Origin of the sequence: Kroppenstedtia sanguinis (assembly GCF_050433445.1) — a bacterium.
Lineage (GTDB): Bacteria > Bacillota > Bacilli > Thermoactinomycetales > DSM-45169 > Kroppenstedtia > Kroppenstedtia sanguinis.
The window spans coordinates 75,059-90,226 of the sequence record NZ_JBNPXF010000007.1 but is presented as its reverse complement, the minus strand read 5'-3'; the positions used below and the strand labels follow the sequence as shown (position 1 = coordinate 90,226).

The 15,168-nt window shown below is 52.2% G+C and carries 14 protein-coding genes; 13 read left to right on the top strand and 1 reads right to left on the bottom strand.

The window, feature by feature from the left end:
- The first annotated feature begins 12 nt into the window (after window positions 1–12).
- From nuoL to JOD24_RS06195, 3 genes are read left to right on the top strand one after another with little or no spacing between them, the layout of a single operon-like run.
- A complete protein-coding gene (gene nuoL / locus JOD24_RS06205; RefSeq protein WP_380165091.1) occupies window positions 13–1,872 on the top strand; it encodes an NADH-quinone oxidoreductase subunit L in 1,860 nt (619 codons plus the stop codon).
- Window positions 1,869–3,407, top strand: coding sequence for a complex I subunit 4 family protein (locus JOD24_RS06200; RefSeq protein ID WP_380165093.1), 1,539 nt, complete (start codon window positions 1,869–1,871; stop codon window positions 3,405–3,407). The genes nuoL and JOD24_RS06200 overlap by 4 nt, the downstream gene beginning before the upstream one ends.
- Window positions 3,408–3,410: 3 nt before the next feature.
- Window positions 3,411–4,916, top strand: a complete 1,506-nt coding sequence (locus tag JOD24_RS06195; protein ID WP_380165095.1) for an NADH-quinone oxidoreductase subunit N — start codon at window positions 3,411–3,413, stop codon at window positions 4,914–4,916.
- Between the two features lie 70 nt (window positions 4,917–4,986).
- Here JOD24_RS06195 and JOD24_RS06190 read toward each other — a convergent pair whose 3' ends face one another.
- Entirely contained in the window at window positions 4,987–5,265 is a 279-nt protein-coding gene (locus tag JOD24_RS06190) for a hypothetical protein (protein WP_429246533.1), read from the bottom strand.
- 566 nt (window positions 5,266–5,831) lie between these two features.
- On the opposite strand from JOD24_RS06190, the gene JOD24_RS06185 reads away from it, so the two are divergent.
- From JOD24_RS06185 to fabZ, 10 genes are all read left to right on the top strand, one after another.
- Window positions 5,832–6,071, top strand: coding sequence for a DUF1146 domain-containing protein (locus JOD24_RS06185; protein WP_380165099.1), 240 nt, complete (start codon window positions 5,832–5,834; stop codon window positions 6,069–6,071).
- A gap of 80 nt (window positions 6,072–6,151) precedes the next feature.
- On the top strand, window positions 6,152–6,892 hold the full coding sequence (locus tag JOD24_RS06180) for a YwmB family TATA-box binding protein (protein WP_429246532.1): 741 nt from the start codon (window positions 6,152–6,154) through the stop codon (window positions 6,890–6,892).
- A 21-nt stretch (window positions 6,893–6,913) separates the two neighbouring features.
- The gene (gene murA / locus JOD24_RS06175) at window positions 6,914–8,218 is read left to right on the top strand and encodes a UDP-N-acetylglucosamine 1-carboxyvinyltransferase (protein WP_380165103.1); all 1,305 of its coding nucleotides are present in this window, start codon (window positions 6,914–6,916) and stop codon (window positions 8,216–8,218) included.
- Window positions 8,219–8,338: 120 nt separating this feature from the next.
- Entirely contained in the window at window positions 8,339–9,376 is a 1,038-nt protein-coding gene (gene spoIID / locus JOD24_RS06170) for a stage II sporulation protein D (protein WP_380165105.1), read from the top strand.
- Between the two features lie 492 nt (window positions 9,377–9,868).
- The gene (locus tag JOD24_RS06165; protein WP_380165107.1) at window positions 9,869–10,546 is read left to right on the top strand and encodes a peptidoglycan DD-metalloendopeptidase family protein; all 678 of its coding nucleotides are present in this window, start codon (window positions 9,869–9,871) and stop codon (window positions 10,544–10,546) included.
- 178 nt (window positions 10,547–10,724) lie between these two features.
- On the top strand, window positions 10,725–11,012 hold the full coding sequence (gene spoIIID / locus JOD24_RS06160; RefSeq protein ID WP_380165109.1) for a sporulation transcriptional regulator SpoIIID: 288 nt from the start codon (window positions 10,725–10,727) through the stop codon (window positions 11,010–11,012).
- A gap of 343 nt (window positions 11,013–11,355) precedes the next feature.
- On the top strand, window positions 11,356–12,102 hold the full coding sequence (locus JOD24_RS06155) for a DNA-directed RNA polymerase subunit beta (RefSeq protein ID WP_380165111.1): 747 nt from the start codon (window positions 11,356–11,358) through the stop codon (window positions 12,100–12,102).
- A 111-nt stretch (window positions 12,103–12,213) separates the two neighbouring features.
- Window positions 12,214–12,735 carry a CDP-alcohol phosphatidyltransferase family protein gene (locus JOD24_RS06150; protein WP_380165113.1) on the top strand — a complete coding sequence of 174 codons (522 nt, stop codon included), beginning with the start codon at window positions 12,214–12,216 and terminating at the stop codon, window positions 12,733–12,735.
- 75 nt (window positions 12,736–12,810) lie between these two features.
- Window positions 12,811–14,115, top strand: a complete 1,305-nt coding sequence (locus JOD24_RS06145; protein WP_380165115.1) for an NAD-dependent malic enzyme — start codon at window positions 12,811–12,813, stop codon at window positions 14,113–14,115.
- Window positions 14,116–14,658: 543 nt separating this feature from the next.
- Window positions 14,659–15,093, top strand: a complete 435-nt coding sequence (fabZ, locus tag JOD24_RS06140) for a 3-hydroxyacyl-ACP dehydratase FabZ (protein ID WP_380165117.1) — start codon at window positions 14,659–14,661, stop codon at window positions 15,091–15,093.
- Window positions 15,094–15,168: the final 75 nt, after the last annotated feature.

The following is a 15,168-nucleotide window of genomic DNA, read 5'->3' as shown; positions in this document are numbered from 1 at the left end:
ATGGGTGATCCCATGATCCAATATGCGTGGATAATCCCCCTCTTTCCCTTGGTGGCCTTCGTCTTGCTCCTGGCGGGAAGAAAAAATTTCAGCGAAGGGACGGCATCTGGGGTGGGCTCTCTGGCGGCCTTCTTCTCCCTTGCAGGAGCGGTGGCGGTATGGTGGGAGAGACTGGGCGGGAAAGACCACGTGTTTACGCTGGAGTGGCTTTCCTTTGGGGAGACGACGATCCGGTTCGGAATCGAAGTGAATACTCTCAATACATTGATGCTTCTAATTGTAAGCTTGGTCGGTTTTCTCGTGCAGGTGTATTCCAGAGGATACATGTCGGGGGATAGGCGCCTTCCGGTTTTCTATGCCTACCTGAGCTTGTTTACCTTTGCTATGCTCGGGCTGGTCCTCTCTCCTAATCTGCTACAACTGTATATTTTTTGGGAGCTGGTCGGTGTCGGTTCATTTTTGCTGATCGGTTTCTGGTATTTTAAACCGGAAGCGAAACAGGCGGCCAAAAAAGCTTTTATCGTGACCCGGATCGGAGATATTGGGTTGCTGATCGGGGTGATCCTCACCTTTGTGCACGTGGGCAGTTTTGAGTTTGCCCCACTTTTTGAAGCGGTGGGTTCCGGGAAGATCCCCCCTGGGACGGTGACACTGATTAGCCTGCTTCTCTTTGTAGGAGCGGTGGGCAAATCCGCTCAGTTCCCATTACATACCTGGTTGCCGGACGCCATGGAGGGTCCCACTCCGGTCAGTGCCTTGATTCATGCGGCGACGATGGTAGCAGCAGGGGTTTGGCTGGTAGCCGGGATGTTTCCTTTATTTTCTTCGTCACCGGTGGCGATGGACACGGTGGCCTGGACAGGAGCGTTCACGGCGATCTTTGCCGCTGGGATCGGCTTGGTCCAGTATGATATCAAACGCATATTGGCTTACTCCACGATCAGTCAGCTAGGATATATGATGCTGGCTCTTGGAGCTGGAGGATACGTCGCCGGAGTCTTCCACTTGATGACCCATGCTTTTTTCAAAGCGTTGTTATTTTTGGCGGCAGGTGCAGTGATCCTGGCTCTCCATCAAGAACAGGATATTCGAAGGATGGGGGGGCTCTGGAAAAGTCATCGGCAGCTGGGGTGGCTCTTTTTGATCGGATGTCTCTCCATCGCTGGCATTCCGCCCTTCGCAGGCTTTTTTTCCAAGGATGAAATCTTAGGGACTGCCTATGCCGACGGCCGGTTCGGAGTGTTCTGGATTGGGGTGGTGACCGCCTTTTTAACCGCCTTTTATGTATTTCGCCTCTTCTTCCTGGTATTCGGGGGAGAGGCGCGGGAACAGAAGGAGCCCCGAGGGGTTCCATCGGTGATGATCTGGCCGATGGGAGCCTTGGCCTTGTTTGCAGTAGTCAGCGGATTCCTCAATTTTCCGGGGGACTCACTGGAGCGGTGGTTGACGGAGGGGATGGAAATCTCGGGGACCTCAGGAACCGCTCCGAGCTGGATCCCGTTTCTTTCCATCCTCGTCTCAGTGGGTGGCGTGTTTCTCGCCTGGGGGATGTACAGCAAAAAAAGCATTAACCCTCATAGGGTCTCCCGTGCATTTCCCGGAGTCCAGCGATTGTTGTACAGGAAATTTTATGTGGACGAAATTTATGGCCTGGTTTGGGTGCGTCCCTATCGGTGGTTGGGAACGTTCCTGAAGGGATTTGACCGCTGGATTGTGCAAGGAGCGGTCGGAGGGGTGAGTACACTGGTCCGGTCGGCGGGAGGTCTTTTCACACGGATCCAAAACGGTCAGGCTCAGACCTATGCCTTGGTGAGTATCGTTGGACTGGTTCTGATGATTCTCTGCCTGACAGCGGGGAGGTTGTTCAGATGATGGAGAGTTGGTTCAACTGGCTTCCCACCTGGATCATGTTATCTCCTTTGCTGGGAGTGGCGGTCCTCCTGCTTATTCCTCGGGAACAGGTGAGCTGGCTAAAACGGGTAGGTTTTTTGGGGACTCTGCCGCCGCTGGTGTTGGCCTTGATCCTGTTTGCCCGCTTTGATCCGGGATCGGGTGGGGTGCAATTACAGCAGTCGATGACCTGGTTCCAGATCCATCTGCCGCAGGTTCAAGGTCCAGCCGCTTCTTGGTCCGTTAGTTATCACTTGGGAGTGGATGGGCTGTCCCTTCCATTGATCCTGTTGTCGGCGATCATCGCGACTCTGGCGGCCTGCGCTTCCATGTACATCCGAGAGCGGCACAAAGGATATTTTCTGATGTTTTTGCTGCTGGAAGCTGGCATGCTGGGTGTGTTTTTAGCCCGGGATCTGTTCCTCTTTTTCCTCTTTTTCGAGGTGACCTTGGTGACGCTGTATTTTCTGATCGGGATCTGGGGAGGGATCTACCGGGAGCGGGCGGCCAACAGTTATCTCCTCTATAACGGCTTGGGGTCGGCCTTTCTGCTGTTGGGGATCATCGGGCTGTTCGTTCTTTACCAGACTCTCGATTTCGATCAGATCCGGGAATGGGCTCAGGGTTCGGAAACTCAGCAACTCTTTGCCCAGCCGGCTCTTCATGGGATTTTCTGGGGAAGTTTCCTGTGTCTCATGTTGGCCTTTGCCATCAAACTCCCCATCTTTCCTTTCCATACCTGGATGTTGAAGGTTCACAAGGAAGCACCTCCAGCAGTGGTGATGATTCACTCTGGTGTCCTGCTGAAAATGGGGGCCTACGGGCTGATCCGGTTCGGAGTTGAACTTTTTCCCGATCCCATCCGAGAGAGTGCTCCGATTCTCGCCGTTCTGGGTTTGGTCAATATCCTCTACGGGGCTGTTCTCGCCTTTGCACAGTCGGATCTGAGGAGGATTCTCGCCTTTGCCAGCGTCAGCCATATGGGGATCATTCTTTTCGGTATCGCCGCTTTGAATGAAGCGGGCCTGACTGGGGCGGTATTTCAGGCGGTCTCCCACGGCTTGATCTCCGCGCTCCTCTTCTTCTATATCGGAAGCTTGGTTGAGCGGACGGGAACCACCGAAATCGGTGAATTGGGAGGGCTGGCTCGACCGGCTCCGGTGCTGACGGGAATCTTTCTGGCCGGTGGATTGGCCCTGCTGGGGTTGCCGGGAATGTCAGGATTTATTTCGGAATTTCTGGCGTTCCTCGGCCTATTTCAGCAAGAGCCGATCCTGGCTGCCTTGGGGACCCTGGGGCTGGTCCTGGCTGCGGTGTACACCCTTCAGGCCGTTTTAAAGACCGGATTTGGACCGCAACGGGAGCGCTGGTCTCGGATCCGGGATGGCCGGAGTGTGGAGACGGCTCCGATGTTGGTTTTGCTGGGCTTGATTATTCTGATCGGCGTCTGGCCCAACGTCCTCGGAGGACCGATGCAAATCACTCTGCAGACGATTGCGTCGAGGATCGGAGGGTAGGGGATGGAGAAATACTTCCTGGATTATGACTGGACGGTGTTGGCTCCGGAATTGATCATTGTTTCAGCAGCTGCCCTGTTGTCCATCATCGATCTGTTGTTAAAGGAGCGGATCGACCGGAATTGGCTCAATGGGGTGGCGATTTTGGCCGTGATGGCAGCGGGTGTGGTTGTTTTTCGGCAATGGGGAGGTCCTCCTGCGGAGATCTTGTCAGACACGTATCGCGTAGACGACTTTGCCCTCACCTTCAAACTGATTCTCCTGGTCGGAACGGCTTTGGTGCTATTGGCTTCCCACCGGGATGACGGGCCGAGGGAGGCGCGGGGGGAGTACACTTATCTTCTGCTGACGGCACTGTTAGGGGGGATGCTCCTCACCTCTTCTGCCGATCTGATCACCCTCTTTATCGGTTTGGAACTGTTGAGCCTCTCCTCTTACATCCTGGCGGGAATCCGGAGGAAACGGCTCGCTTCCAATGAAGCAGCTTGGAAATATGTTGTACTCGGCAGTGTGTCCACCGCTTTTATCCTATATGGGATGTCCTTTGTATACGGATTGGCGGGCACTACCCACTTGTACACAGCTCAGCAACGTCTGGCCGAGGCATACAGCGGGGGTTATGAATCCTTTGTTCTGTTATCCCTGTTTTTGATGTTGTTGGGATTCGGTTTCAAGGTGGCCGCCGCCCCCTTTCATATGTGGGCTCCAGATGTGTACCAGGGTGCCCCCACAACCGTAACCTCGTTTTTAGCGGTAGTATCGAAAACCGCTGCATTTGCCTTCATCCTGCGTATGCTGTTGTCCGTCTATCTGTTCCTCCTTCAGGCGGGGCCGTGGATGGAACTGGTGAGTCCAGCTCTGTTGACCTTGGCCGCCGTTTCTATGATCCTGGGGAACACGGCTGCCCTCCGGCAATTTCAGACCAAACGAATGCTGGCCTATTCAGCGATTGCCCAGGCTGGTTACCTGCTGGTGCCTGTCGCTACTTTGACCGGGGCGTTGATGTTTGAGAGTACTGTCTATTACTTGATGGCTTATCTCTGGATGACCTTGGGTGCATTTACTGTGGTGATGCTGGTGGAACGGGATACCGGGAAGGAAGGGATGGAGGCTTTTGCCGGATTGTCTCGCCGGTCGCCCTGGATGGCGGCGGCGATGACGGTCTTCCTTCTCTCCCTAGCGGGAATTCCGATCACTGCCGGTTTTTTCGGGAAGTTTTATATCCTGTTTCACGCAGTGACGGCGGAAGCCTATGGGATCGCAGTGGTGATGCTGGCTACGACGGTCGTCTCCTACTTTTACTATTTCGGGATCATCCGCATGATGTACTTCCGTCCAGCGCTACAGGGATCCAAAGTGCAGATTCCAATTCCAGTGGGAGTGGTGATTCTGGTGGCCCTCGCTGGAACTCTCCTTCTTGGATTCTTCCCCCAGTGGGTTCTCGACCCCTTGGCCACTCTGGATTGGATTCAGGGTTTTCAGCCGCTTTCGGGGTCGATGGAACAGTGACCCCTTTCCCTCGCCCCTTCTTTGCGGAAGGGGTTTTTTCGTATCCATGGAAAAAGAAGCCCTCGATGTGTTACCCTTTTCCAGCCACCACATAAAACAAGGGCTGGAAGAACAATTCCGATCCAGCCAGGAGCAGGCCCACCGTTAGAGCTGTATGGGTGTTGGCATAAACCGATGGAAGCAAGTATGGCAACCCGTAAATAAGCAATGAGTAGACCAAGAAATCCACGATCGCCGCTGTGGTAGAACTTCTACCTGCTATCATCAGCCGGTCCAGCCAAAGGCCGATGACAGTCAGGATGAAAGAGACAGGGCCGTTGATGAACCAGGAAATGGGTGATGGAAACAAAACTGACCTTTCGCTCTTCCCATTGTCCCCATCGCAAAATATGGCTTGAGGGGACAGGGCTGGTGGGACGGCTAGGATCTCTTGCAAAGAGTGAAAAGGCTCTTCACCGTCCCACCAACCCGACCTTATTTCCTGCCTAAAATGTAGCTGATCAACACGCCTGTGAAAGATGAAAATCCCCTGGTGGGTAGCCCCCAGAGAGAGGCCGTCACTCTAGTGATCGACACCTGCGATCACTATCCAGGCACCCCCCATTTCATGGCTACGTACAGGAACATTGGAGACATGGGAGTTTCTCCATTCCATTTTTTCTGTAATTTCCCCAAAAAAATTTTGTGAAGTCCAGGCAGGAATTGCGCGCCGCGGAGGGACTATTCCAGCCTGTTATGGCGAGTGAGGGAGGGGGAGCCCCTGGGGAATCCGTCTCATTCGGGCAGAAGGAAGGTCCTGTAAACTTTTCGCCAATGGTTCAGCATCTCAAGGAAAAGGAAAAACGTTGCGTTCCTTTTGCTTTTAGGTTAGCATGGGGGTATCGTGAACCCACTGTGCCGGGGGTGCATAAGCATATGGATGGAGCGACTGAATTCGCCGTCTCTGCACTTGTGAATATCTTGACATCCTTGATCTGTATCACCCTGAGTTGGTGGGTATTGCAGAATGTCCGTTTTGATCTTTTTCTGCGTGAACCCGGAGGGATCCAGGGGAAAGCGTTACAGGTGATCCTGGCGATCGTTCTCGGGCATGGTTTGGCCACCTTCTTTATTGATTACATGGGTTGGTCGGGCATGATCCGCCAACTGTTTTAAGCCCCTTCTGAAAGCAGGAAAGGTATATCCTCTCTCGCTTCCGTGAACAATGGTGAAAAAGAGGGACGGAGAGGATAAAGGTGAGCCGGAAAAGAATTGCTGTCTGGGTCTGGCTGTTTTTATCGATCTTTCTGATAGCTTCTGCTCAAAATCCATCCCAGGAAGAAAGATTGCTCCGGGTGTTTGAACAGACAGGGGCAAAAATGAATCATCATATGTTGCATGCGGGAAGTCGCACTCCTGAAAGGATGGCTTCGGAGGACCTTCCTGAGTTGGCTGAACAATTGGCCGACGAGTTGGACTTGGGTGCGGTTCATACCCAAAGCCGAACCGATGGCATGCGCTATGAGGCACATGGAAAATGGAATCGAAACCTTCAGGTGAAAATGGTCGTTATCAACGATAGGTTAGAAGAGCCCTTTGTACAACCTTATATTTCTATACGTGCAGCAGGTCACGGGCCGTTGAACCAGGCACAATTGGTTGAAATCCGTGGCCGTCTGTTCCACACGCTGCAGAAATTCCAGATAGACACAAGCACTCATTTTTCCATACAGGGGAAGCTTTCCGTTGGGCACCGAGTAAACAGAGGCGATCGGGAAAAACAGGTCGATCAAGTGATCAAGAAGCTCGGGGCTGAGGAAGTCGAATCGATGCGGACGGAACGGACCACAAGTGTGTCTGCGCATACCCCTCTTTTCAACGGGGGCTTGAAAACTCAGGGTGGAACGATGAATGTTCAGGTGGCAGCCAAGGTCGGTGATGACGGCCGGCAGATCCTTCTTACCCTGGGGACCCCGATCATCACGATAGAATACTAGATATGCTCGGAGGGAAAAGTCTTGGACAAAATCGTCGTTCGAGGTGGCAATCGGTTAAAAGGACGGGTGAAGGTTCATGGAGCGAAAAATGCCGTTCTTCCGATTATTGCTGCTTCCATCTTGCCATCTCGGGGGGATATCATTATCCGGGATGTTCCTGTGTTGGAGGATGTAAAAACAATCACTCAGTTGCTCGCCAGTCTGGGTGTTACTACGGATCTGGATACCGATAGCGAAACCATCCGGATCCAAGCTGAATCTGTAGAAAATACAGAAGCCCCTTATGATCTCGTTCGTCGCATGAGGGCCTCTTTTCTGGTGATGGGACCGCTGCTCGCCAGGAAAAAACATGCCCGCATTCCTCTTCCTGGCGGTTGTGCCATCGGGAGCCGCCCCATTGATCAGCATCTCAAAGGTTTTGAAGCGATGGGAGCGGAATTCACCATTGGTCAGGGTTTTATCGAGGGGACAGTTCCTCGGCGACTACAAGGCGCCCGGATTTATCTGGATGTGGCCAGTGTCGGGGCTACAGAGAATATCATCATGGCTGCTGCTTTGGCAGAAGGTCGCACGGTCATTGAAAATGCGGCCTGTGAACCGGAAATCGTCGATTTGGCCAACTTTGTCAATGCTATGGGTGGCCGGGTCCGGGGAGCCGGTACCGACACCATTCGGATCGACGGTGTCGATTTCCTACGCGGTACGGAATACACCGTGATTCCGGACCGGATCGAAGCTGGTACCTATATGGTGGCCGCTGCTATTTCCGGTGGAGAAGTGTTTGTGGAAGGGGCTATCTCTGACCATCTCAATCCTTTGATCGCCAAGATGAGAGAGATGGGAGTGGAGATCCTGGAGGGGGTCAACGGCGTTCATGTCCGGGCGGATCAACCGCTGAAACCAGTGGATGTTAAAACCTTGCCCTACCCCGGCTTCCCCACAGATATGCAGTCTCAAATGATGGCTTTACTGTTGACCTGCAAGGGTAATAGCATGCTGACTGAAACCGTATTTGAAAATCGCTTTATGCATGTGGAAGAGATGAAGCGGATGGGAGGCCAGATGAAAATCGATGGCCGATCCGTACTGATTGAAGGAGGTCTCCCGCTGTCCGGTGCCCAAGTGAAGGCGACAGACTTGCGGGCTGGTGCAGCCCTGGTGTTGGTGGGTCTCGTGGCCAAGGGGACGACGGAAGTGACGGAACTGCATCATATCGATCGAGGATATGTCGGTTTGGTTGAAAAATTGCGTGCATTGGGTGCCGATATCGAACGGGTGACGGTGGAAGAAACCGAAGAGATGGACGTTCAGCACTCATTTGCTTAAATATGAAGACTTAACCGCAGCCAGAGGGTCTGGACTGCGGTTTTTTGTTCTAGTTCGGCTGTCCTCCTCATAGGTTGGAAGAGAGGTTGTCCCAGGGGGATTTCGAGGAGGCGGATCGGATTGCACAAAGGGATGATCCGGATCTTGGCGGTTTTGATCGGAGTGATGGTTGTCGTTCCAGCAGCTTTGGTCAGTTTGGATCGGGAGGACCCGTCCCATTCCAACAAACGGGTCGAAGGGGAGGCTTCATCCGCATCTTTGGATTCAGGCCCCAGCGTGAAGGTTTATCTCAGCAAGGAGAAAAAAGTGGAGACCTTTCCGATCGAAAGATATATCCGGGGCGTGGTGGCCGCGGAAATGCCAGTCGATTTTCATCCTGAAGCTCTGAAGGCACAAGCCTTTGCTGCGCGGACCTACATCGTGGACCGATTGTCCCGCAGGGACTTCTCCGATATGGCCAAGTGGGGGAAACAGGCGAGCCAAGCACATGTGACCGATACTGTGAATCACCAGGTCTTTCTTACGGATAAACAACTGAAAAAACAGTGGGGGGAGGATTATAAAACCAATTCCACCCGAATCAATCAAGCGGTAGCGGAAACTGCGGGTCAAGTGATTCAGTATCAGGGAAAGCCGATCTATGCTGCCTTTTTTTCCACCAGTAACGGCAAAACGGAGAACTCTGAGGACTATTTTGCACAAGAGTATCCCTATCTGCGGAGCGTCCCTTCCCATTGGGATCAATCTTCTCCCAAATATCGTGACCGAAAGCAATTTCCGGTGGCAGATTTTGTAGATCAGGTTTCCCAAACCACGGGAAAACAAGTGGCCGTGGAAGCATCCACCGCCGGAGGGGATTGGCTTCAGGTGACCCAACGGACGGCGGGTGGCAGTGTCGACAAGGTTCAGGTCGGGGACCAAGTGTTCAGCGGGCGGCAGATTCGGGAAGCACTCGATCTTGCCTCCGCCGATTTTAGCTTTCAAATTTCGAAAGGTACAGTCACAGTGGAAACCAAAGGATATGGTCACGGGGTGGGCATGAGCCAATGGGGGGCTAACTTTATGGGCAAACAAGGAAAGTCAGCCAAGCAGATCATCCAACATTACTACCGCGGGGTGGAGATCGGGAGGATGGACGCTTATATGAAGAAAAAATAACACGAATCGAGGCTGTTGCTTTAGATTCAGGTTGGCCACAGGCACTACAATCCAAATGGGCTGAAGCCCTATATAAAGGTTGGCCACAGGCACTACAATCCAAATGGGCTAAGCCCTATATTCAGGTTGCCCTTCCACCCTGGCGAAGAGTTAAGGTGGAAGAGCAACCTTTTTCTGTATGTAGCTTCCACATGCTCTACAGCGGCCCGTCTTTTATTTCTTTCCCGCTCAGGGAGTGGAAGGACCTCGACAAGACGGATGCCCTCTGGGGCATTGGAGTGGTGAACAGGATCTCCCCACATAAAAGTTGGCGAATCTATAGGTCGGGTGGAGTTCATCGGTTCCCTTCTTCCACTTATTCAAGTGAGATTGGTAGACTGCTGAAGTGGAGCCAATCTCTTGATTCCATTTGGAATATATATGAAAAAAGAAGGGAAAAAGGTATAAATCCAGGGTTCCGTGTCCACAATGGATCCTGAGGTGATAACTCAAATGAAACCAGAAGACTCCAAACCGACGGGATCGGTTGAAAAAATTTCCCGACTGAAGTGGAAAAGGTGGATGTCGAAAAAATGGTTTTTCCCCGCAGTTTATCTAGCAGCTGCAGCACTCATTCTCAGCCTGGTTTGGTGGTACCAAAGCGCCCAGGACCTGGGTGTGACCAAGCCCAACACCGGGTTGGAAGAGTTGAAGCAGGAGGAGACGGCGCCGACGGACAAAACGGCGGTGGAAATGAAACTGCCGGTCTCTCCCGGATCCAAAGCAGAGGTCACGATGGAGTATTACGATGAAGCAGGTTCTGAAAAGTCGAAAGAGGCCGCCTTGGTCCATTATGCCAATACCTTTTGGCCTCATGCCGGTTGGGACTTTGCCCGCAAAGACGGAAAAACCTTTGATGTAACTGCCGTTCAGGCTGGTAAAGTCCTGCGGGTGGAGGAGAATCCGCTGACAGGCCATTTAGTGGAAGTAAAACATAAAAACGGCCTGACCACTGTGTACCAAAGTTTGGCTGGTGTGATGGTGAAAACCGGAGACAAGGTGAAACAGGGTCAAAAAATTGCAGAAGCCGGTCACAATAAATTCGAAAAAGAGGCGGGTACCCACCTACATTTTGAAATGAAAAAAGGTGGTGAATCCGTCAATCCCGCAACTTATCTGAAACAGAATTGAAATCGGCATGTCGGATCCGCTCTTAGGGAGCGGATCTTTTTTTGTTTTTTGCTCCACCTAGGGTCGGAAAATTGGCTAAAAAATGGCGAAATCAGGCTTGTCAGGGCTTGTTAGATGAGAATAACCGGCAAGACAGCTCATATAATGTACCAGACATTCGAAGAGGGAGGCGAGGGGAGTGCACGATTACATCAAAGAGCGGACAATTAAGATTGGACGTTACTTTGTGGAAACCCGAAACACGGTCCGCACGATTGCAAAAGAGTTCGGGGTTTCCAAAAGCACTGTGCACAAGGATCTTACGGAGCGGTTACCCGAGATAAACTCCGAATTGGCCAACCAAGTCAAGGAAATTCTGGAGTACCACAAATCTATTCGTCATCTGCGGGGAGGGGAAGCGACAAAGATTAAATACAAAAGGGTACGCCCGCAAAAGGAGAAGAAATTGGAGACGACAAAAATCTGAGGAGGACCCCGCTTTGGCACACCCCGCCCACCATCAACCAATGGAACCCGCTTGGGTCGGTACATAGAGGCCATAGGTCTCACCGGCCGCTCCGGATTGCATAGCACAGAGGAAACCCAGGGTGGAAAAGGTTCCAGATTCCACCTGGTTTCTGTTTGAAGGAAGCTTTGGGTTTCCAGTGGACTTCGCGCTGGAGTTGCGATATATTTTATTTATGGAGATCTGTTGCTGGCGTTTTAAAAAGGAAATACATAAATAGGCGGGTCCGTTTTTTGGGTTGGACAGGCAGGCCGGGGGCGGACCCGTCTCATCCCACCATAACGGCTGCTCGGAGAGGATAGTTATGCAGCAAAAAGAAGAAAAACCAACCCAAGTTTGGGCCAAAAACTCGGAATCGAATTTGGAAGAAGCTCAAGTGAGAGCTTCAAACAAGGAGCAAGCGGAAACAGATGAGCAGCTGACGAATCCGACTGTCTCCCCAGCTTCTCCTGAACCAAATGTGGAGGAGCAAACGGAATCCGCCTCTAAGCCCGTCGAGGTAGAAACTGGCGGGAGTGGAGAAGATCCGAACCCGTCCAAAGGTCCGAACACAGGGGACCCTGAGTCCCCAACGGACTGGGAGGACCAGCTGGATCACGACCGAGGGATGGGGGCAGCGCCTTCCCCATCCCTTCCGGGGTCGGAGGATGGGGAAGGCGAGGAAGATCCTGATGTCACGCCGAAGGATTCGGTGCAATCGGAAGACTATCCCAAGCCGACCGGGGTTCTGAAGTGGAAAAAAGGGGACTCTGGGGAGGGCGTGAAGACTGACCCCGAACCCGACGAAAAACGGACGAAAGAAGAGAGTTCACTAGGTGAACCTGACGTCCCAGTGGCTGATCAGGACAGTGAGGAAGTATCGGAGACCGAGGGGAAGAAGAAGTTTACCAAAAAGGTGTTGATGTACACCTTTATCTGGTTCCCTTTGTTGCTTGTGGCGGCCTTGGCTGGGGGGTTGTTAATCGGTTATAGTGTCATCGGAGATGACCCGGCTGGTGAAGTATTTACCCGAGAATTATGGGAGCACTTATACAATCTTATCTACGGGTAATACCCGTCCCCGCCCGGAACACCCGGGCGGTAGAGACGGGTCTTTTTCTCATCACTCCAAGGTTTGCTCCGGGTATCAACAAGCGATGGAATCCTTGAGGAGGGGCTCCAATTGAATTTACCCAACATAGTCACCTTGATGAGGTTTACCCTGATCCCGATTTATCTGGTTATTTTTTTCTCCGATCTTCCCTATCGGATACAGTGGGCCTTTGCGGTGCTTCTGCTGGCGGGGATCACCGATGTGATCGATGGATATCTGGCCAGAAGACACAGTCAGGTGACACAGTTGGGGATCATGTTGGACCCTCTGGCGGACAAATTGATGATGTTGGCTGTATTTCTTTCCCTGCTTATATCACAACGCATCAGTATCCCTGCGGCGGTTGCGATTTTCCTCCGGGATCTGGGGATGATTATCGCCTCTGCCTTTTTCCATTTTCGAGGGAGGCTGACGGTTCCGGCCAACATCATGGGGAAACTAACCACTATTCTTTACTATGTTGCTCTTTTCCTGCTGATGTTCGAGCTCCCGATGGGAACGGTATTCCTTTGGGGTGTGATTATCTTTTCCTTTATTACAGCACTGGTTTATCTGATTCAATTTAATCTGCTCAACGAACGATCCATGTGAGGAAAAGAATCAGGGGAAAACTGATTCTCCTTCTCTTTGATGGCATCGGCTTTGGGGTTGTGGGAGGTGTCCGTTTTGACTGACAGAAATATTATCCGGGCACTGGTGGTGGAAACCCCGTCTTTTCCAGGCAACTTGGGAAAGGTGGCAACCTCCATCGGTTTGTCGGGGGGAGATATTGGCGACATTGAAACCGTGAAAGTGGGAGTCGCGACTACCCTGCGTACTATTACCGTTTCTTGTGATGATGAAGAACAGCTGGAACAAGTTGTAGAAGGGATTCGTTCTCTTGGAGACGGAATCTGCTTACATGCGGTATCTGACGATGTGTTACGGGCCCATGAGGGCGGGAAGATTCGCATGAAGAGTCGGTTGGATATCCGCTCTTTGGCCGATCTGCGTCGAGTGTATACCCCTGGAGTAGCCGACGTCAGCCGTGAAATTCACAGAAATCCAGAAAAATCCCGTCACTATACCTCCATCGCCGATACAGTTGCCATTGTAACCGATGGAACGGCTATTTTGGGGTTGGGCGATATCGGCCCGGTGGCCGGATTACCAGTCATGGAAGGAAAAGCAGCCCTTTTTGACCGATTTGTGGGGATCAGTGGGGTTCCTATTCTGTTGTCTACGCAGGACCCGGAGGAAATGATCCAAACGGTCAAAAATATTTCTCCCGGCTTCGGCGCGATCTTGTTGGAGGATATCTCATCTCCCCGCTGTTTTGAAGTGGAGGAGCGGTTGAAAAGGGAGCTGGATATTCCGGTGATGCACGATGACCAGCATGGTACCGCAGTGGTTACCCTGGCGGCGGTGATCACCGCGTGCAAGAATGCAGGTGTCGATTTGAAAAATGCCGTCGTCGGGCAGATCGGCTTGGGAGCTGCGGGGATCGCCATTTGCCGGATGTTGATGGATTACGGGGTGAGGCAGGTCATCGGTGCCGACAAGTCGGAAAAAGCGAAGGAACGCTTGTCGAGTCTCGGCGGTGAGACCGTAGATGGCCTGGATGAGTTGATGGATCGGGTGGATATCGTGGTGGCCACCACCGGTGTTCCCGGTTTGATCCAAGAGGAATGGGTTCGAAAGGGACAAGTGATCCTGGCTCTTTCCAATCCCAAGCCTGAGATTGAGCCAGATGTGGCTGAGCGGGCCGGGGCTGCCTATGCGGCCGATGGCCGTTCCGTCAACAATCTGCTCGGCTTCCCAGGGATTTTTCGGGGGGCACTCAACGCCAACGCCAAAGCAATCACCAGACAGATGTTGGTGGCGGCTGCGACATCGATCGCCGAATGCACCAAGGAAGGGGACTTGGTACCTCATCCTCTGGATCCTCAAGTGCACCAGGCGGTGGCAAGAGCCGTGGAAAAACATGCATGAAAAAGAGCACCGGGGGAATTTCCTCCGGTGCCTTTTATTTGAACCCCTCGCCGCATGCCAGCAGGGGGACACTTTTATTGTAATAAGGCTTTCCTTCTTTCATACATGGAAAGTCAGGTGTGTTGATTTATCCATATTTTGGGTAGGGGATAAAATCGGAATGGTGGGACGGTGATGCTTTGCAAGAGATCGTAGCCGTCCCACCATTCCCGCCCCTTCAAGGGATATTTTACGCAATGGGAAGAGCGAAAGGAGTGTTTCGTTCCCATCATCCACTTTGTGATTAATCAACAGCCCTGAGGGAAAGTAGCTTCGGGATCCAAATGAGGGTTCGGAACCTTGGCCTTTTTGGTTAGAAATCCCGCCGATTGTGTTAAAATCAAAATGATACAAGGCAGTCGATTGACATGGGTGATGGCAAGAAAAACCTGTGTTGCCGTAGTAGCGATGCAGGTGAAGTTTACGTGGTGATCTATAGCTCCACTGATACATGGCCGATTCACAAGCCTATGAATCACTTATAGGGAAAGAAGGTTTGCCAAGATGGAGATGGATATCAATCAGATCCAGAAAGTGATTCCCCACCGCTATCCGTTTTTGCTGGTGGATCGCATCCTCGAATGTGAAACGGGGAAGCGAGCTGTTGGGATCAAAAATGTGACCATGACGGAGCCGCATTTTCAGGGGCACTTTCCCGGTCAACCGGTGATGCCGGGAGTGTTGATCGTGGAAGCCTTGGCCCAGGTAGGGGCTGTCGCTGTACTCGGAATGGAGGAAAACCAGGGGAAGCTGGCTTTTTTCGCGGGGATTGATAAGTTTCGTTTTCGTGGTCAGGTCAGCCCAGGGGATGCACTCACGTTGGAAGTGGAGATGTCGAAACTGCGTCCCTCTTTCGGAAAGGGGAAGGCAGTGGCTCGGGTGAAAGATAAAGTGGTAGCCGAAGGAGAAATCATGTTTGCAATTCAGGACCCCATCTGAGTATGGCTCGGCCCAAGACCCCTTTTATAAGGGGTCTTTTTTAAAAAGATAAATAAAGAACGTGTAAATACTGGA

Coding starts and splice junctions, on each gene's coding strand:
- nuoL (WP_380165091.1), top strand. CDS start 13: ATGATCCAATATGCGTGGATAATCCCCCTCTTTCCCTTGGTGGCCTTC.
- JOD24_RS06200 (WP_380165093.1), top strand. CDS start 1,869: ATGATGGAGAGTTGGTTCAACTGGCTTCCCACCTGGATCATGTTATCT.
- JOD24_RS06195 (WP_380165095.1), top strand. CDS start 3,411: ATGGAGAAATACTTCCTGGATTATGACTGGACGGTGTTGGCTCCGGAA.
- JOD24_RS06185 (WP_380165099.1), top strand. CDS start 5,832: ATGGATGGAGCGACTGAATTCGCCGTCTCTGCACTTGTGAATATCTTG.
- JOD24_RS06165 (WP_380165107.1), top strand. CDS start 9,869: ATGAAACCAGAAGACTCCAAACCGACGGGATCGGTTGAAAAAATTTCC.
- JOD24_RS06155 (WP_380165111.1), top strand. CDS start 11,356: ATGCAGCAAAAAGAAGAAAAACCAACCCAAGTTTGGGCCAAAAACTCG.
- fabZ (WP_380165117.1), top strand. CDS start 14,659: ATGGAGATGGATATCAATCAGATCCAGAAAGTGATTCCCCACCGCTAT.